This is a genomic window from Priestia sp. JSM ZJ58 (assembly GCF_044383985.1).
In the GTDB taxonomy this organism is placed as follows: domain Bacteria; phylum Bacillota; class Bacilli; order Bacillales; family Bacillaceae_H; genus Priestia; species Priestia zanthoxyli.
In genome coordinates this window covers 1,088,250-1,106,137 of record NZ_JBISEM010000001.1, presented here as the reverse complement: position 1 = coordinate 1,106,137, position 17,888 = coordinate 1,088,250, and the positions used below count along the sequence as shown (strand labels likewise).

General features: G+C 37.1%; 22 protein-coding genes, 1 pseudogene and 1 riboswitch. Of the genes and pseudogenes, 8 read left to right on the top strand and 15 right to left on the bottom strand.

The genetic code is table 11. The features are described from left to right. Window positions 1-47: 47 nt before the first annotated feature. The 3 genes from ACH6EI_RS05690 to ACH6EI_RS05680 all read right to left on the bottom strand — a co-directional run bounded on the left by ACH6EI_RS05690 (window position 48) and on the right by ACH6EI_RS05680 (window position 1,886). A complete protein-coding gene (locus ACH6EI_RS05690; protein ID WP_028414911.1) occupies window positions 48-233 on the bottom strand; it encodes a hypothetical protein in 186 nt (61 codons plus the stop codon). 559 nt (window positions 234-792) lie between these two features. Beyond that, complete coding sequence (locus tag ACH6EI_RS05685) at window positions 793-1,287, bottom strand: DUF3267 domain-containing protein (RefSeq protein ID WP_098112507.1); 495 nt, start codon at window positions 1,285-1,287, stop codon at window positions 793-795. A gap of 101 nt (window positions 1,288-1,388) precedes the next feature. Continuing rightward, entirely contained in the window at window positions 1,389-1,886 is a 498-nt protein-coding gene (locus ACH6EI_RS05680) for an ankyrin repeat domain-containing protein (RefSeq protein WP_098999658.1), read from the bottom strand. A 168-nt stretch (window positions 1,887-2,054) separates the two neighbouring features. Between ACH6EI_RS05680 and ACH6EI_RS05675 the strand changes: the two genes are divergently transcribed. Then, window positions 2,055-2,507 carry a DUF4288 domain-containing protein gene (locus ACH6EI_RS05675; protein WP_098112445.1) on the top strand — a complete coding sequence of 151 codons (453 nt, stop codon included), beginning with the start codon at window positions 2,055-2,057 and terminating at the stop codon, window positions 2,505-2,507. A 116-nt stretch (window positions 2,508-2,623) separates the two neighbouring features. On the opposite strand, the gene ACH6EI_RS05670 is transcribed toward ACH6EI_RS05675, so the two are convergent. After that, window positions 2,624-3,205 (bottom strand): manganese efflux pump, encoded by a 582-nt coding sequence (locus ACH6EI_RS05670; protein ID WP_394530424.1) that lies wholly within the window; start codon window positions 3,203-3,205, stop codon window positions 2,624-2,626. 119 nt (window positions 3,206-3,324) lie between these two features. Between ACH6EI_RS05670 and ACH6EI_RS05665 the strand changes: the two genes are divergently transcribed. Then, window positions 3,325-3,966, top strand: a complete 642-nt coding sequence (locus ACH6EI_RS05665; RefSeq protein ID WP_028414916.1) for a DUF1232 domain-containing protein — start codon at window positions 3,325-3,327, stop codon at window positions 3,964-3,966. Between the two features lie 43 nt (window positions 3,967-4,009). Here ACH6EI_RS05665 and ACH6EI_RS05660 read toward each other — a convergent pair whose 3' ends face one another. From ACH6EI_RS05660 to ACH6EI_RS05650, 3 genes are all read right to left on the bottom strand, one after another. Then, window positions 4,010-4,282 carry a DUF3973 domain-containing protein gene (locus ACH6EI_RS05660; RefSeq protein ID WP_049165968.1) on the bottom strand — a complete coding sequence of 91 codons (273 nt, stop codon included), beginning with the start codon at window positions 4,280-4,282 and terminating at the stop codon, window positions 4,010-4,012. Window positions 4,283-4,774: 492 nt separating this feature from the next. Beyond that, window positions 4,775-5,647, bottom strand: coding sequence for an AraC family transcriptional regulator (locus ACH6EI_RS05655; RefSeq protein ID WP_108674268.1), 873 nt, complete (start codon window positions 5,645-5,647; stop codon window positions 4,775-4,777). A gap of 249 nt (window positions 5,648-5,896) precedes the next feature. After that, window positions 5,897-6,466, bottom strand: coding sequence for an MEDS domain-containing protein (locus ACH6EI_RS05650; RefSeq protein WP_028414918.1), 570 nt, complete (start codon window positions 6,464-6,466; stop codon window positions 5,897-5,899). Between the two features lie 326 nt (window positions 6,467-6,792). Between ACH6EI_RS05650 and ACH6EI_RS05645 the strand changes: the two are divergent. Further along, window positions 6,793-6,987 (top strand): annotated as a pseudogene (locus ACH6EI_RS05645) (winged helix-turn-helix transcriptional regulator); the annotation flags it as partial. Window positions 6,988-7,111: 124 nt separating this feature from the next. Here the strand turns inward: ACH6EI_RS05645 and ACH6EI_RS05640 are convergent. Together ACH6EI_RS05640 and ACH6EI_RS05635 are read right to left on the bottom strand one after the other, a co-directional pair. Next, window positions 7,112-7,297, bottom strand: coding sequence for a hypothetical protein (locus ACH6EI_RS05640; protein ID WP_028414919.1), 186 nt, complete (start codon window positions 7,295-7,297; stop codon window positions 7,112-7,114). Between the two features lie 231 nt (window positions 7,298-7,528). After that, a complete protein-coding gene (locus tag ACH6EI_RS05635) occupies window positions 7,529-8,311 on the bottom strand; it encodes a GNAT family N-acetyltransferase (RefSeq protein ID WP_394530426.1) in 783 nt (260 codons plus the stop codon). Window positions 8,312-8,460: 149 nt separating this feature from the next. Here ACH6EI_RS05635 and ACH6EI_RS05630 point away from each other — a divergent pair, with 149 nt between their 5' ends. Both ACH6EI_RS05630 and ACH6EI_RS05625 read left to right on the top strand, forming a co-directional pair. Beyond that, window positions 8,461-8,892, top strand: a complete 432-nt coding sequence (locus ACH6EI_RS05630) for a hypothetical protein (RefSeq protein ID WP_028414921.1) — start codon at window positions 8,461-8,463, stop codon at window positions 8,890-8,892. A gap of 439 nt (window positions 8,893-9,331) precedes the next feature. Beyond that, window positions 9,332-9,463, top strand: coding sequence for a YvrJ family protein (locus ACH6EI_RS05625; protein WP_014458777.1), 132 nt, complete (start codon window positions 9,332-9,334; stop codon window positions 9,461-9,463). A gap of 14 nt (window positions 9,464-9,477) precedes the next feature. Here ACH6EI_RS05625 and ACH6EI_RS05620 read toward each other — a convergent pair whose 3' ends face one another. After that, window positions 9,478-10,743, bottom strand: a complete 1,266-nt coding sequence (locus ACH6EI_RS05620; RefSeq protein WP_108674269.1) for a molybdopterin molybdotransferase MoeA — start codon at window positions 10,741-10,743, stop codon at window positions 9,478-9,480. Between the two features lie 114 nt (window positions 10,744-10,857). Between ACH6EI_RS05620 and moaC the strand changes: the two genes are divergently transcribed. Next, window positions 10,858-11,346 (top strand): cyclic pyranopterin monophosphate synthase MoaC, encoded by a 489-nt coding sequence (gene moaC / locus ACH6EI_RS05615; protein ID WP_394530429.1) that lies wholly within the window; start codon window positions 10,858-10,860, stop codon window positions 11,344-11,346. 12 nt (window positions 11,347-11,358) lie between these two features. Beyond that, window positions 11,359-11,871 carry a MogA/MoaB family molybdenum cofactor biosynthesis protein gene (locus ACH6EI_RS05610; RefSeq protein ID WP_014458774.1) on the top strand — a complete coding sequence of 171 codons (513 nt, stop codon included), beginning with the start codon at window positions 11,359-11,361 and terminating at the stop codon, window positions 11,869-11,871. Between the two features lie 33 nt (window positions 11,872-11,904). Here the strand turns inward: ACH6EI_RS05610 and ACH6EI_RS05605 are convergent, their stop codons facing one another. From ACH6EI_RS05605 to ACH6EI_RS05585, 5 genes are all read right to left on the bottom strand, one after another. Beyond that, window positions 11,905-12,567, bottom strand: coding sequence for a sulfite oxidase-like oxidoreductase (locus ACH6EI_RS05605; protein WP_108674271.1), 663 nt, complete (start codon window positions 12,565-12,567; stop codon window positions 11,905-11,907). A gap of 24 nt (window positions 12,568-12,591) precedes the next feature. Then, window positions 12,592-13,509, bottom strand: a complete 918-nt coding sequence (locus ACH6EI_RS05600) for an ABC transporter permease (RefSeq protein WP_042991975.1) — start codon at window positions 13,507-13,509, stop codon at window positions 12,592-12,594. After that, window positions 13,496-14,563: an ABC transporter permease gene (locus ACH6EI_RS05595; protein WP_189643473.1), complete on the bottom strand. Its 1,068-nt coding sequence runs from the start codon at window positions 14,561-14,563 to the stop codon at window positions 13,496-13,498. The genes ACH6EI_RS05600 and ACH6EI_RS05595 overlap by 14 nt, the downstream gene beginning before the upstream one ends. Continuing rightward, window positions 14,538-16,070: an ABC transporter ATP-binding protein gene (locus tag ACH6EI_RS05590; protein WP_108674272.1), complete on the bottom strand. Its 1,533-nt coding sequence runs from the start codon at window positions 16,068-16,070 to the stop codon at window positions 14,538-14,540. The genes ACH6EI_RS05595 and ACH6EI_RS05590 overlap by 26 nt, the downstream gene beginning before the upstream one ends. Window positions 16,071-16,151: 81 nt before the next feature. Next, window positions 16,152-17,162 carry a BMP family lipoprotein gene (locus ACH6EI_RS05585; protein WP_014458769.1) on the bottom strand — a complete coding sequence of 337 codons (1,011 nt, stop codon included), beginning with the start codon at window positions 17,160-17,162 and terminating at the stop codon, window positions 16,152-16,154. Between the two features lie 75 nt (window positions 17,163-17,237). Next, window positions 17,238-17,344, bottom strand: a riboswitch (SAM riboswitch). Between the two features lie 333 nt (window positions 17,345-17,677). Here ACH6EI_RS05585 and ACH6EI_RS05580 point away from each other — a divergent pair. Continuing rightward, entirely contained in the window at window positions 17,678-17,839 is a 162-nt protein-coding gene (locus ACH6EI_RS05580; protein ID WP_155017469.1) for a hypothetical protein, read from the top strand. Window positions 17,840-17,888: the final 49 nt, after the last annotated feature.

Below are 17,888 nucleotides of genomic sequence, written 5' to 3'. Positions count from 1 at the left end.
ATTCTAGCGTAAGATTCATAACAAAGAGATCTTACTTTATAAGATCTCTACAAATTAGCCAGTTTTTCATCAGCTATAAACTTCATAAGTATACCTGCCCCTGAAACATTTAATAATATGCTGCTTCCTAAAATAACACCATATAATAATCCAGCTATATGTAATGTTAAAGCTAAAATCAAAAAGACTGTTCCTATACCAACTAAAAATAATCCCAAGCTTCGATTATCCATCTATTTCACCACCAAAAAAATAAATATAGTTATATTTTAACATAATTATAATTATTTCACTTATCAAAAAGAAGGAGAAGCTAAGCTATGTTAGTTTCCCCTTCTTTTTGTAACTCCAGTTTTCATTAAAAACCCTGCGGATATAATACAGGCAGCAGATAAAAGCACCCCTGTTAATCCCTGTTTTAAAATAAACCCAAAGATTATAATAGAAAATGATCCTAAAAAGAACATCAACTTGACTAAAACATTTCTTTTGCTCATTTACCCAATCATCTCGATTCTATATACAAATAATACATATAGTTACTCCCTCTGTTCTCTTTGTCCAGCACTCCAAGCTAACGCTAATATAGAAATCGTTACTACTAGTGCAGTCACCATAACTATATCCACCTCTTATTCCTTATAATTACATTTTAACATAGTTTTAGAATACTGTTGGAACGGAGATTATCCGAAACTGACTAGTATAAAACGGATTACCAGCACAAAAAGAGCATCTAATTACTATAAGTGCTCCTTTTTTAGGTATTAGTACAACTAGACCCCTGTCCTACTACTTTACTTGGTAATAACCTCTGCAAAAAAACGAGTTCTTCGGTTTAATAGCAATTAAAAATGAGTTATAGATATCTGAGCCAGAAATGAATGTATTTATCCAACATACAAATAATAGGATGGATCTAATGTTTCCTGATACATAGAACGACGTAATAGCAGGAACTATCGATAATACAAGAAAAGGCAAGCTCATAAAGATCCAATATCTCGTTTTAGATAGAGTTGCATTTGTATTGAGCCAGAAAAATATTCCGCTAAATGTCAAGCTCACATCACCTTTTTTATATACGACTAAAACGTGCAGACATTCATGAATAGCAAAGACAATCATACCCATTATAATAAGATAAAAGAGATTGATGTGAGTAAAGCCTGCTCCAAAGAAATAAGGTATTGATAGAATAATAATCTGAAGCAAATATACAAACTTCATATAGTGTTTTCGATACCACGTATTCTGGATAAAAGGTGTCCATTCAGAAAAGTCCATGCTTATTTGTGGCAAGTGACGAAACCAAATGATAATAGGCGTTCCCTCTCCTTCATGTAAACTTCCGCTAATTTCATTAACATAAAATCTCCTACTCTATATTAAGCTTTATGATTTAAATACTGAGTAAGTAAATGAACTGCGCCGTCTTGTTTTTTCTCTACTGCAACCTCTAAAGGTGTTTTACCATCATCTTTTTGTATATCGATATCTGCACCTTTTTCGATGAGAAGTTTAATCATATTTTCATCTCCTAGCAACGAGGCCTCATGAAGGCTAGTCCATCCACCGCTTTGTTTTGCATTTACATCTGCGCCTTTTGTAAGCAACAAGTCTACAGCTTGAATTTGCTGATTTGCTACTGCTGCATGAAGAGGCAGGTTTTCATTCGAATTTTTAGCCTTAATATGAATATCCGCCCCTAGCGACAACAATAACTTAGTGCTATCCACTTGTCCAAAATAACAAGCTAAATGTAAAGGCGTCCATCCATCTGAATTAAAAGCGTTAAGTAAAGATGGCTCTTTATTTAATAAAACTCTTATCTCTTCGCTTTTCCCATTCACTGCAGCATTTGTTATTTGATCAATATATTCCACTTTACATCCCCCTAATATATAGAAATACCTTGATTATATTTCCATTTTATCATAGTTTAGTGGATGAACACGATATACAAACTCAGTTATATAAGCAAGAAGGACAATAAGGAATACGATGATAAAATTAATAATTATGGTTCCTTTAGTTAAGAATGGAGAGTTGGTATGAAAACGAATAAAACCGGAAAATTAGATAGCCACTGGTATGGAGTAAAGGTTCTTTATCAGTACTTCATGGTGGATAAACCTAATCCAGAAAACATTGATGAAAACTACGAAGAACATCAGATATTTGAAGAAAGCATTTTATTAATTAACGCTCCATCATTTGATCAAGCCTATGAAATTGCAGAAAAAAAAGCAAAAGAATGTGAAGACAGCTATACCAACGTTTATGATCAGACTGTAAAGTTCCAATTTATTGAGAGTTTAGATGCCTTCCTCTTATGTGAAGAAGAGGAGTTACCAAATGGTACGGAAGTATATTCACGTTTTTTACACGTACCTAAAAAAGAAAGTCTAGCTAATGTCTTATCTAGGTACTATCCGGAAGTTACAGAGGATGAAACAGACCTGATACGTAAAAACTTCATTTTAAGGAATAGAGATTTTAATTAAAAATTCATATTAAATATAAAGACAAGATGTATACGATATACGAACTTGATCAACATAATGTACTAACTTAAAACATAAGGAAGAGACGCCACTTGCTTTAAATGGCGTGTCTTCTTTTAAAATATTTGAGTAAAAGCTACAATTAAAATCGTAATCCCGCTTATCAACGTTCCGCATTGACCTAATGTAAAGCTGCCGATTTGAACATTTGCTGCTTTTTGCCCCACCATTACTCCTAGCCATACCGTTATAAAACTACCAAATGCTGATGTAAGCGAAATAGCTAAAGGTGATAAACCAAATAAACCCGCTCCTAGACCGTTTGTAAGTGCATTGGCTGAAAGTGCAACACCTAGCACACTGCTTTCAACCCAGCCAATATATCGTACGTTTTCTTGACCACTACTATCTAGTTCATCAATTCCATTATTTTTTTGGGAACCAACTAATAAAATAATTCGAATTCCAATTAGCGTTAATAATACGACGGCTACAATAACATGGAACACTCCCGGTAAGATTGTTGAAATCCACCTGCCAAACATAATTCCCACCATGCTAAAGAGGAAACAAATAGCTGCTATTAGTAAATTCGAAAGCCATTTGATCCTGATTTTTCGTACTCCATAAGATATTCCTACACCAAAGTTATCTATACTTGATGATAGGGCAAAACCTAAAATGAATAACCATTCCATTTTGTATTCTCCTTTTGATGATAATATTGAGGAAATTTGCTTACTTGTTGCATATATTGTTGATAAACCTTCAATAAAATGATTACTGCGCGTTGAAAAATATAAAGAGGTGAATCGCAATGTCTAACATCCAAAATGAACAAAGCCTTGGTCTGTTATTACGGTCTTTATTAAAGGAAAATGCTTTATCTATGCGGAAACTAAGCTCACTTACGGGGATTGATACGGCAACTATTTCACGGATTATAAATGGAAAGCAGCAAGCAAATCTACATCATTTAAAGCAATTTGCACACTATTTAAATACGCCTCTTGAAGCATTGATTGATCCTGCTGAAGCTGCTTCAAACCATACAGAAAATGAACTAGAAACAGGCATTCATTACTCCATCGATAAAATTCAAGAAATACTTAAATCTTTTAATATAGCAGATACCAACTTTACGATTGAACGTGTAAAACAAGAACTAACAAAATATAAGCAATATGCACAGACAGACGAAGGACACAGCATGATCATAAATAACTTTCAATCCAAAATAGAGCAAGTAGGAAGCGTTGGTACTTTCATCGACCAATTAAAGCAAATGTATCTTGAATATTGTAGCGAAGAAACCTCAGCCGCCAAGCGCTCTATATTGGGAAGTGCGCTATTGTATTTTATTTTGCCTACCGATATTATTCCAGACTACGTCTTTCCAATCGGTTATTTAGACGATGCAATAGCTGTACAACTAGTGATGAATCAACTTACGGAATAAAAACTGAGTTTTATTAAGGGAACTGAACGCGGCATTCCGCTATTTATTGTGAAAATGGAACTTTTTCTGAACCATGACGATGAGCAGGTAAATACTCTATTGCCTTCTTTAATTTAGATAATTCCTTTGGCACAATCTTTTTAATAATTTTTTCTTTTTTACATGGCTCGCATGACTCATGGTTGCATCTATGTGCACACATACCTAAAGGGATTTTCTCTCCTACAAATGGATCTATATAGACTCCATTTTCAAATAACTTACTCTTAATAAGATGTTCATTTTGCAATCTGCAGCAATTAACACAATAGTACATTTGTTTTCACTCTCTTTCTTATACTTGATTTTGAAACATCTTATGAGAACTCATCAACAGAAGTGCTTGTTCCTACATGAAAAGTTGAAAAAATCTCAACAGGCGTTGATGAATACTCAACACACGTTACTTCCAAACATATAGTTTAAGTATGACATCATACAGAGTGTCATACTTGGGTTAATGACCGTATTACTTAGTTTATGGAGCTTGAACTCTAAAGCAAGATTAAAATTAAAAGCTGTAAGTTAAAAAGCGAATAATATTCCAGTGTTTGCTTAAACTACTCAAGATACCGCAACGTATCGACTATGTGAGAAATAATTCTCCTAGCAGAAAAGCTCCCTACGGAAATAGGGAGCTTTTTCTGCTTTTTATGTAAGGACGGTACATATTTATTTAGTCAACGTAATGTAGTTGATAGAAAGCTATAAAGTAGCAAAGGTAGATCACATTTGCGATCTACCTTTGCTCTCCATTACGGAGTCATCATTACTTTTTTAACACGGGTATCCATATTTCACTTTTAAAGGTTGGCGACGTTACATTTTTATGTTCATTCCATAAGATTTCCGGTCCTTCTACTTGTTCATAAGTTGAGGCCGGAAACCATTCTGAATAAATTCGTCCCCATACATCTTGTAATGTGTCAGGAAATGGTCCGACTGCTTCGAATACAGCCCATGTTCCAGCTGGCACTTCAAGTTGTACTAAATGATCGGGACAATCCTTAGTTGTGGCTACACCGATATAATGGTCCAGCTGCCCTTTTTCCTCCATTCTCCCTTCAGAAAAGTTCACAGATGCACTAAGCAAACCTAATGGTGTAACATTAGAAAGTTCTTTTAATTCACGTATTGTTTCATCGTTCAAGCTTTCCCACATAGCAGCAATCTTTGGATTGACTCCATGAAAGATTATTGGAACTCTTTCTTTAATACCGACTATATGAAAGGCCTCTTTTTCCTCAATTCGATAATTCATTTCATTTCCTCCTTTAATTGATAACTGAAAGGTCATTTTTGGAAATGCTTTAAGTGAACTCCCATTTTTTTTAGCTTCCGAAGGAGTTATACCGTGTAGATTTTGAAAAGCCCTTGTAAACGAATCGGGTGAGCTGTAATTGTACTTGATCGCAACATCAATGACTTTGATGTTACTATCTTTAAGTTCAAATGCTGCAAGTGTAAGTCGTCTTCGGCGAATATATTCTGATAAAGTAATACCTGCAAGAAAAGAAAACATTCTTTTAAAGTGATACTCAGAGCAAAGAGCCAGTCTTGCTACTTCTCTAAAATCGATATCATTGGTTAAATTCTCCTCAATATAGTCTAAAGCTCTATTCATATTTCTAAGCAAATCCATTTATATGACCTCCCTTATTATCAGAATAGCAGGATTTGAATAGACCTATCCGACATTTCATGCACAGTTATGCAGGCTTTTTTCTTCTGTTCATAAGTTTTCACAAACTTAAACAAGCTATTCAAAATGCAATTTTAGTTAACATAATAACTTTCGAAAACAACCAATAAAGAGCCTTAAAGTATAAGGCTCTTTATTGGTTCTCTATTCACCTGTGTTTTTATGAGCAAATCCCAACCAAAATAGCAATTACACTGCATCTGTCATTACATATAAATGGGATGGCGCAATTTTATTTTCTAAAATTACGTATGGATGGCATTTCATTAAAGCGAGCTTAAGAACTTCTGGTACTCTCTCTTCATCATAAGCGCATACTAAATACAATCCGCCTTTATTTACTAATTTATCGGCTTCATTTTCAAACTCTTCTAGAATAGGTATAATTCCTTCTTGCTGTCCCCATTCTACATGAGCCCATATTTGAAAAGATGTATTGTTTTTATAGAAAGGATCTAAGTGTCTAGAAAGGTGTTCAAAGATTATGGCAGGCTGAAAACTTCCACTTGAACAGTAATAATCAAAATTATTAATAGTATGTATATAGGTTAATTGATCTTTAGTTAGAATTCCCTCTAATTTTTCAAAAATTAATGGAATTAATCTTTCACTTTCTATAACTAAAGTATGTCTCTTCTGTTCAATACCCGAAACAATATAAGACACAAGATTGTCTAAGTAACTTTTCATATCGTCAATGTTGTAGTAAATATGAACGCTTTCATTATTCTGTATTAATTGAGCAAACTGATTTTTCAAATATGTACGCTCCCTTATATAAAATCAACCTAAATTTTAAGCCTCTTGAAATAGTAATTTGTTTATCTGTTAGAAAGATTCTACGCTTTGCGTTCCTGCATGTCAAAATTGGATGTTCTTCCCTTTGTTTTGGGGTGGACAGCTGTTTTTAGAACAGTGTATCTATATTGATTGCAAACGTTTGCGACAATTATTCTAGCAGCTTGACTAAAGGATACTATACCCTTTTCAAATACGATTAAAACCTAACAAGAAGTAATTATGGAATTAAACTTAAAAGAGAAGCTCCAACGTTTCTTCTATATTCACTTATGTCCTCTCAAAACCTTCAATTAAAAGAGTTAGAAAAAGACGGGATTGTTCACCGTGAAATCTATAAAGAAATCCCCCCAAAAGTAGAGTACTCCCTAACCGAATTCGGAAGATCTCTCGAACCAATCATTTTACTTATGAAAGACTGGGGAGAAACGCATAAGAACAGAATTATTAATGCGAGAGCAATGAAAAAAGAAGAAATTTAAATATAAATTATATTTATTAATAGATTCGTGTACTTTAGATATAGCCTATACACGAGTAGTTACTGTAATGTAATAAGCTAAAAAAGTGCTTGGATAATGTTTATCCAAGCACTTTTGAAATTAATTATGTATGACTTTTCTTTTTAATTTGTACACCTGTATAAATAGAATTACCTATTAATATTGCGGTTCCTAAAAGCCATCCCACCGTAGGAGAGTACTCAAATACATTTTTCAAAGCCATCCCTAAAGAAATAGCTGCCATTCCTAACATTAATAAAAGGACAGTAATGCCTTGCTGTCTTTGCATATATACCACCTCAGATGCTTTTTCTTCTAATCATTGTTTCCTCGGCTGCTCTTTTTTCCCTACAATCCAAGCTAAAGATAAAATTGAAACAGTTACAACTACTGCCGTCAACATCCCTATATCCACCTCTTCTTCCTTATAATTACATTGTAAGATACCTATCATAATTAGACTTAGTTAACTTAAAATATGTTGTTGGTACAAAGAAAAAAACCATATTTCTAGGGCTTTTCATTTTAATACATATAGAGCGTAACTCTCTTCATTAGAAAATCCAAGTTTACTAGCTAATACTTTTGACGCTTCATTATTATTATCGCAATCCCAAGCAGGCATAACGTTCTTTTCTAAACACTTTTTTATAAACTCTTGACCTACTATCTTTCCCAGTCCCCGTCCTCTATAGCTAGGATTAGTCACAATATCGATTTCAGCTATTGTTCCACTATGAAAGATCGACACACATTCAGCGACAATATTTTCTTTATGGATAACACAAACGCCTAATCCATTTTTCAGAAAATGACTTTCTGATTCCCAGTAATCCACTATATATGATTCATTCAAATTCTTACTTTTTCTTAAAGCGTCGGAGTTAAAATCTTTTAACTCATAAAGATCGGGAAGATTATACTTAGAAGGAACTTTTGAAGCAACAAATCTATACTTAGAACGCATCATTTTCTTTACGTACGGTTCGAAAGTCTCGTCAAAAAAAGCCTCCCAGTCGGTCGATGGAGTAAAAACAGTAAAACGTTTTTCCTTACCATAAACATTCTCAACGAAGTAACGATAGAGAGATTTATTAAACACCCCATCATTTCCTTTACCAAATACATAATAGTCACCTGCAGGTATTCTAAGAAATCCTGACGTTGGCCTCATACGATCATTTACATACACAGATCCTTCAATAACATGATTAACGACAGAAAAAGCAAATGTAGGAGTCTTAAATGATGCTTTTAAAATGTTATGTATCTTATCATAATCTTTTGGTTCTAAATAATACATTTTATCTACTCCTCCTTAACAAAGTATATGTTTATATATGTGTTAATTAATACCACACAAGACTATTTTACTGTAAACTGAATACTACAGATTTAACAATATCTAATTTATAAAAATATCGTACATCAACATGTTAGCAGGAGGAACTTATGATATCGCTTCATAGAATTTTAAAATTGCGTGATTTAGAAATCTTCCATGTATCAAGAAATGGAAGAATTATTTCTTATGTAGTTATTGAAGACACTCGAAATCCATTTACAGAAGAAGATAAAAAACTAGATCCATTATGTTATATGGATGCAGAAGATATTGACGCGATTTTAAACGTTTTTAGGATTTCGATCATTAATGATGAAAAATTAAACGAAGAAGATTCAGACCTTATAACATCGTTCTTTTCAGACTTTGTTAATAATACAAATTTAACAAACTTTATTATTAAGGAATACATTCAAGAAGATTTGTATGATCATGAAGTTAATCTAAAATTCTTCAATAAAATGTTAAAGAATATAGGTTCAAATTATAGTATTGAAGAATTTGATGAAATCAACTGGATTTATTTATCTCAGGATTAAAATATAAACTGTGTACACAACCATTCTCTTAGGCACACAGCAAAAAAGAGAACCCTTAGGGAAGTAAGAGTTCTGAAAAAGTCACTTTTATAGAATATGCAGCTTTTTATACATCCTTCATTTAGTTGGTTTTTCATTAGGAGGACCAATTAAATCGATGAATTAAAAGTGCACCTCTTATTCATATGTTAGAACACATCAAAAGTATTATTTATATTTTAAAATATGTTATAGTTTAATTCCAATAATCGTTCATACTTGAATACGTGTGAATGAACCCTTATAAAAAGCAGCCTCGCTTGCCAATGCCGAGGCTGCTTTTTCTTATTTCTTAAGGACTTTTGTCTTAAAAATGGATGTATGTCCTGTGAACAAATACTTAGAAATCACATATTATAGTGTATCTTCTAATTGAAGGAGGTATGCAATTATAGAAAACTTGGTTAGTTATATTAAAGAATTAGGCTTTCCAGTTGCGCTATCTTTTTACTTACTCGTGCGCATTGAAAGCAAATTAGATCGAATTACAGAACTGCTTCAAATTCTTATTGAAAAAAAGGACAAGCAATAAGCAGACTTCTGCTTTTATACCCAAAGCGAACTTGTACCTTCTTTTTCAAGATGCAGCACATCCACTTCTATTCCCCTATCGTATCCATGCTCTCCACCCGGAAGAACAATCAAGCCGTTCGCCGCAGCTAAAGATGAAATAGCACCCGACTTGTCCATGCCAACAGGCGTTACTAAGAGCCTTCCCCCTTCGTCTGTAATTTTTCCTCGCACCATTCTTGTGAATGCGTTAGGCTCTTTAAAACGGCCGTTTAACACCGCTTTTGTTTTATGTAAATGAGGCGCCGGTGAATGTAAAAAGCTGCGAACAATCGGACGTACAAACAGTTCAAACCCGACATAGCAAGCAGATGGGTTTCCTGATAATCCAAACAACAGCTGTCCGTTTCGTTCTGCGACTGTTGTGACGCTTCCCGGTCGCATCGCAATTTTGTTAAACAGCACGTTCGCGCCAAGCTTTTTATAAATAGCCGGTAAATAATCATAGTCCCCAACGGATACGCCGCCGGTTGTCAGTAAAATATCCACTTCTTCAAGCGCTTTTTCTACCGCTTCATAGCAGCGGTCAAAATCATCTTCAAGCTTCCCTAAATATTTCGGAATTCCCCCGCTTCTTACGATTTGTGCAAGTGCCATATAGGAGTTGCTGTTGCGGATTTTCCCTGGTTCTAGCGGCTCGTTCACATCAAGCAGTTCGCTTCCTGTTGTTAACACGCCAACAATCGGCTGCTTCACCACGGCTACATCCGCATAGCCAAACGTAGCTAAAAAAGCGGTGACGCCCGGATTGATGCGCGTTCCTTTTGAAACGAGCACGTCTCCTTTTTTTGTTTCTTCTCCTTTTAACGCAATGTGTTCCCACTTTGAAGCCCGCCTGCTTAACGCCATATACGTTTTGCCTTCTTTTTCATACGACTTCGTTACTTCAAGCATCACAACCGCATCACATGAATGAGGCACTTGTGCTCCTGTCATAATGCGCACAGCTTGAAACGGCTTTAGTTCTTCTTCAAAGACAGAGCCAGCGCCGATTTCACCTACAACTTCGAACTCGACAGAATGTTCATTTGATACTTCTACGCAGTCTTGTGCTCGAACCGCAAAGCCGTCATAAAGCGATTTATTAAAATGAGGCACGTTTTGGTCGGCGATAATATCTTCTCCTAAATAGCGTCCGTAGCTTTCGGTGATCGATACACGTTCGATGCTGCCTTTTCTTTTATATGTCATAACTTTTTCAATTGCTTCAGGAATTGAAATAGGTGTTCTGCTTTCTAACATACATTCTTCACTTCCTTTATGTCTGTTCACTTTTTGCGCTATGGTGTAAAATCATAGCATATCTCACTATTTCTATCATACAACAAAATTTACTGAAAAAGGATGAAAACACCGATGTCTTCTTTTACTCATTTTAATGATCAAGGCCGGGCCAATATGGTCGATATTAGCGAAAAATCTATCACTCGCCGCGTTGCAACAGCTCGTTCAAGCATACTTGTTAACAAAGAAATTCACGAAGCCATTGTAGAACATAAGATCGGAAAAGGCGATGTGCTTGCTGTTGCACAAGTAGCAGGGATCATGGCAGCAAAACGCACGTCTGACATTATTCCGATGTGTCACCCTCTTTTATTAAAAGGCGTGAACCTTTCATTTGAATGGGATACAAGCAATGACCAGTATCGTTTATTAATAGAAGCAACGGTTAAAACGGAAGGATTAACCGGTGTTGAAATGGAAGCTTTAACCGCCGCTTCTGCCTGCGCATTAACCGTTTATGATATGTGCAAAGCCATTGATAAAGGGATGATTATTGGCGAAACATATCTGCTTGAAAAATCAGGCGGCAAAAACGGTGACTACAAACGTACAGAAGCGTAAAGGAGGTACATAATGAGCGTACACGAACATAAATCCAAAGCAACGCAGCCCGTTCGCTGCAAAGTCATTACCGTATCCGATACACGTACAAAAGAAACCGATAAAAGCGGCGCGCTGATGATCCAACTTCTAAAAGAACATGATATGCAAGTCGCAGCATATGAAATTGTAAAAGACGACCAAACGTCGATTCAACAAGCGATACTTGCCGGCTGCAGTGATGATGACATTGACGTTGTCCTTACAAACGGCGGAACCGGCATTACAAAACGAGACGTCACGATTGAAGCTGTTCAAGCGCTGATTCATAAAGAAATCGTCGGGTTTGGCGAGCTGTTTCGCATGCTGAGCTACACGGAAGACATTGGCAGCGCAGCGATTATGAGCCGGGCAATTGCCGGGACGGTTAACGAAAAAGCCGTTTTTTCTACACCAGGATCAAGCGGTGCGGTTCGTCTAGCCATGACCAAGCTGATTTTGCCTGAACTTCGCCACGTTGTGTGGGAGTTAAACCGCCAGCGCTAACAAAATGCCTATGCACAAGCATAGGCATTTTTATTAATCATAGTCTTTATGTACCCACTCATCTTCTGGAATACCTAAATCTTCTCCAGAAAAACGCTCTTCTTTAAATGGATCTCCTCTAAGATGAAAGCCGTTTTGCTCCCAAAAGCCAGGATGATTTTCATCAATGACTTCAAAGCCTCGAAGCCATTTAACACTTTTCCAAAAGTACAAGTGCGGAACAACCAATCGCAGCGGATATCCATGCTTAGGTGTAAGCGGCTCTCCGTTAAAGGAATGAGCAAGAAGAATATCGTCTCTCAGCAAATCTTCTACTTCAATGTTTGACGTATAGTCATTGTCTCCGTGCAGCATGATATATTTACTTTTTAACTCCACGCCAACTGCTTTTAAAAAGTCTGTAAACAATACGCCCGTAAATTCATTATCAAGCCTTGTCCATCTCGTTACGCAGTGAATATCACATTTCACCGTCGTTTGCGGCATATCCAATATGTCTTGATAGGAAAGGGTCACTTCCTTGTCTACCAATCCAAACACACGAAGCGTCCACTCCTCTAAGTTATACTCCGGCACGTCCCCTTCATGTAAAATAGGAAAGCGCTCTGTCACTACTTGCCCCGGAGGCACTCGTCCTTCATACTTTGGATCAATTTCTGGTGTTTTCATTCGTTTAATACGGTCTGCTTTGTTCATAGGTACCACCTCTTTATTTTTTTATCAGCGTGCACTTTGCTGACTTGTTTGATTCGTTTCGACACCTTTATCTCGTAAGAAAAACATCGCGGCTAATGTAAGTACGTAAGGGACCATCATCGTAAACTCAGTCGGTATTGAAAAACCTTGCAGTCGTGTGCTCACGGCATCCATTAAGCCGAAAAGGATACTTGACGCTAAAATACCGAGCGGATGAGACTGACCGAGCATCATCGCAACAAGTGCGATAAATCCACGCCCTGAAGTCATACCTTCTGAGAACATCGTGACTTGCCCTAACGAAAGCTGTGCTCCCGCGATCCCGCACAGGATTCCGCATGCTGCAATCGCAAACAGCTGATATCTTATTGCTTTCAACCCAAGCGTACTTGCTGCTACTTTATTGTAGCCTACTGCTAGAAGACGAAAACCAAAAATCGTTCGATAAAAGAAGATATAAAAAGCAATAGCTGCTAAAAAAGCAAAATAGACAAGCGGTGACTGCCCGGAAACAATGTCGCCGATTATAGGTATGTCTTTAATTAAAGGAATATCCCATGTACCTATCCCGTGCATGTTTTTATCGTAATAGGCACCTTTTGTATGAAAAATAGTCCGGAGTAAAAATGTCGTTAAGCCCAGTGCTAAAAAATTAATAGACACCCCAACGACAATTTCATTCGCTTTAAACACCACGACCATCATTCCAAAAAGCAAAGCAAAAAGTAAGCTTGCTCCAGCAGCAATCACGATCGCAAAAAAGACATTGTGAGTATAATAGTTACCGGCAATTCCACTAAAAGCCCCAATCAATATCAGACCTTCTAACCCTACATTAAATATGCCTACGCGCGCACAAAGCATTCCGCCCAGCGCCGCTAATAAAATCGGTGCAACCATTCGCAGCGTTGCATTTAACAGTGACCAATCAAGCAGCTCCACGAATATCAGCTCCTTTCTTTTTGGCTTTCCACCACTGCTTTGTAAATTTCGCTGAGATAAATAGAATAAGAACAGCTTGCATAATACTCGCAATTTCTAACGGAATTTCTATATTACGCTCTAGCCCCATCGCTCCTGTTTGCAAAGCGGCAAGTAAAAGAGACGTAAAAACAATGCCGATTGGATTTGAATTTGCTAACAGAGCAGCCATCACTCCAGTCCATGCATATCCAGGAACGGTGAGCGCACCGTCTACAAATCGGTACTGTGAACCAAGCACTTCAAATCCTCCTGCTAATCCAGCCAAGCTTCCGCTAATAAACATGCTAAACAGCATGACTTTTACCTGATGAATGCCTCCATACGCTCCGAACAACGGATTTTTCCCGGATGCGTTTACTTCATAGCCAAACACAGAGTAGCGAAGCACCGTCCATAGCAGCAGCGCACCCACTAGAGCAATGATAAATCCGACATGAAGAGGCATTCCTTGAAACACTTTTCCAAGCCATGCTGATTGCTCAATCATAGGCGTCTGAGCGAGAGCAGCTGAGCCTGTTTTATCTTGAAAAGGGTGACCTGCTAAATAACTTGCAAATAAAACAGCGATATAATTTAATAAAAGGGTCGAAATGACAAGCTGAATTTTAAACGCGGCTTCCATCCATCCTGCTAAAACGGAAAGCAAACCTCCTGCCACAACAGCAGCGGCAATGGCTGCTATCAGCTTGACTATCCCTGGAGCCGGCAGGTAATAAGCAACAATCGCTGCACTAATCGCTCCAACGACCATTTGTCCTTCTCCCCCTAAATTAAACACACCTGCTCTAAAAGCAAATCCCACACCTAACGCAATTAACAGAATAGGCGTAGCGCGAGCCAGTGTAGTGGTGAAGAAATAAAAATTACCAAACGCTCCATTCCAGAGCTCTGTATATGTTTGGAAAACCGAACCACCTGTTAAGAAGATAATAATGCCTCCTATCGCTAAGCCAAAAATGACCGCAATAATCGGTTGGATTAATGATTTAAGAAGTTTCTGCAACTGTATCACCTTCTACCGTTCCTCCTGCCATTAATATGCTTAGTTTCTCTTCCGTCGCTTCTTCTCTTGTAAGCTCTCCGACAATACTGCCTTCGTACATCACTAAAATTCGATCTGATAGTGAGATAATCTCCGACAGCTCAGACGATACAAGTAAAATAGCAGAGCCATTATTCCTTTTTTGAATCAAGGCATCATGAATACGTTCCATTGCCCCAATATCCACTCCTCGCGTTGGTTCGGCAGCAAGTAGAAAAGAGGTGTTTTGGCCAAGCTCTCTTGCAACAATTAATTTTTGCAGATTTCCCCCAGACAGTTCTCCTGCTTTTTGCTTAGATGAAGTGGCTTTAATCGAAAATTCATTTATCCATTCCTCCACGCTCGACTTGAATATCTTTCTTTTCAGCCAGCCCATCTTCGAGTAAGAAGCTTTATACTGATAGCCCATCAGCGCATTTTCCTCGATCGTATCGTCTTTAGAGGCTCCCCACATATAGCGGTCTTCTGGAATATGAGCAATTCCTGCCTCTCTTCTTTCACGCACAGATCGCCCTGTAAGATCTTCATCTCCAAGTTTGATACTTCCGGTGTCTGTTTCTACTAATCCAGCAATTGCTTGAAGCAGCTCTGACTGCCCATTTCCTGAAACCCCTGCAATACCGACAATTTCGCCTGCAGAAACGTGAAGAGACACATTTTGCAACACGTTTTTTTGTCCTTTTCCTTTTAAAAAGAGATTTTGTACGCTTAAATGAGAAGTGCTTTGTGATGGCACTCTTGCAGGACGCTCTTTTAATTCTCTCCCTACCATTAGTCTCGCTAAATGGTGAGCATTGGTATCTTCTTTACTTGTGACGCCGGCTACTTTACCATTTCGAAGAACTGTAATTCGGTCCGCTACTTCCATCACTTCTTGCAGCTTATGTGTAATAATAATGATGCTTTTTCCTTGAGAAGCCAAAAACCGGATTGTTTTTAATAGTTCCTTTACTTCATAAGGAGTAAGAACTGCGGTAGGCTCGTCTAAAATAATAATTTCTGCTCCTTGATACAGCACTTTTAAAATTTCAATCTTTTGCTGTTCCCCAATTGAGCAATGCTTTACTTTTTTATGAACATCCACTGAAATTTGATAAGTTTGGGTTAATTGCTGTACATCTGCTTTCGCCTGCTTTCTGTTGAAAAAGAGACCTTTCTTTGGCTCATGCCCCAAGACAATATTTTCAGCCACTGAAAAATGAGGAAAAACCATAAAATGCTGATGCACCATGCCTATTCCGTTTTTAATCGCATCCGCAGGAGATGAAAACGAAACAGGTTTCCCGTGCAGCTGAACACTTCCTGAACTCGGCTTTTCCATTCCGTAAAGCATCCTCATCAACGTTGTTTTACCAGCACCGTTTTCTCCGACCAGCGCGTGAACCTCCCCTTTTTTCAGCGTAAAAGACACGTTATCGTTTGCTAAAAATGAACCGTATTTCTTCGTCAAATTCGTTAACTGCAACAGCTCACTCATTCCATTCATTGCTCCTTTCCCTTTAGGTTTTTTTCAAAAATAAGAAAGAGAAGCCAGCCTTACTCGACTTCTCTTCTCAACTCACTTTGCTAACGGATCTTTTACCACTGTTTTTCCATCAATAATCGAATCTTTAATTTCTTTTAATTGATCAATTACATCTTGTCCTACAAAGTCATTAAGAGGTGTCTTGCTGTCTTGAGTCACATACGTTAACCCAACACCTTTTTCTTTTAAGCCGTATGTCACTACGCCCGATTTAAATTTGTCATTTGCGAGTGCTTCTACCGTTTCATAAGCAGCCGCATCAGATCCTTTTAACTGCGATAAAATGATATGCTCAGGATCTACTTCCGTACGGTCAATATCTTGTCCTGCCGTATAAAAACCTTTTTCTTTTGCTGCTTCAAATACACCCAAGTCGCCTACAGCTGATGCTCCAGCGATAAAATCAGCACCTTTTGAAGCTTGTAAAATAGCAAGTTCTTTTGCTTTAGCTGGATCAGAGAAACTTCCCACATAATTTACTAGAAACTCTGCTTTGGGATTTGTTGATTGTAATCCTTCTTTAAAGCTTACCGTCCATTTTTTTAATAATGGAATATCATCAGCTGCAACCATTCCTACTTTATTCGTTTTCGTAATCAATCCTGCGGCTGCTCCTAATAAATATGAAGCTTCTTGTTCACGGAATACAACGCTTCTTACATTTGGTAAATCAACCACTGTATCAATAATCGCAAATTGACGCTGCGGATTTTCTTGAGCTACTTTTTTCAACGCATCTTCGGATTCAAAAGAAGATGTAATAATCAAGTCATAATTTTCTGCTACGGCAGCACGCAAATTACTTTCAATGGCTGCTTGATCTGTAGATTCAATTGTCTTTACATCAATGTTATACTTCTTCCCAGCGCGTTTTGCTCCCTCATCCATTTGCTGAAAAAACGGGTTAACTCCAATCTTTTCAGGCAAAACAAGAGCAATTCGCTTCTTTCCTTTCTCTTCACTTCCACTGCTTTTTGTGCTTTTTGACTGACAGCCAGTTACGAGTAGTACAAGCGCAACTGCTAAAATAAGAAATCTCTTCATTTAACTTACTCCCCCTATAATATAAAAAAAGCTCTTCCTTTATATAAAGGAAGAGCTCGTTAACCAAACGTCTCTTCCTCATCTTCAAGAACATACTGTTCTTAAGGATTTGGCACCATTCTGTCATAGACAGCGGTTGCCGGGTTTCACAGGGCCAGTCCCTCCACCTCTCTTGATAAGGAAAACAATAGCTATTTGTTTTATGTAATATAGTCAATATTAATAGTTTTTTAATAATTGTCAATATTATTTTTCTTTTTCATACAAAAAAACTTTAAAAACAGATAGGATTATATGGTTTTAGTCTACTAAAATAGAAGTTAAAGCCTTTACCTCATTTCTTGAATCATTCTATACTTCTTCACAAAGCGCTTATACTGAATTTGTTGACTGTCGAAAGGATTTAGTGGTAGCAAATAAATTCTATTATGCTTCTTCGGTTAATGTGTTATTAATTGAAACCACTTTACCAATAATGTTAGACTTTTCCTTAGCGATATTGTTAAGAGGTGTTAATGTTGAAATTAATGAAAGAATTATCTGGCATAGCCATTGGGCTTATTATCGCTTTAGCCGTTTCAAAAATATTTTTTGATACCCCGACCAACATTGGAATCGTAGTTATTTTTATTACGAGTATGGTCGTAACAGGGGTAGCAAGAGCAAAACTAAGATGAGATAATCTAACAAAAAAACACCACCTTTTATTCGCAAGGTGGTGTTTTC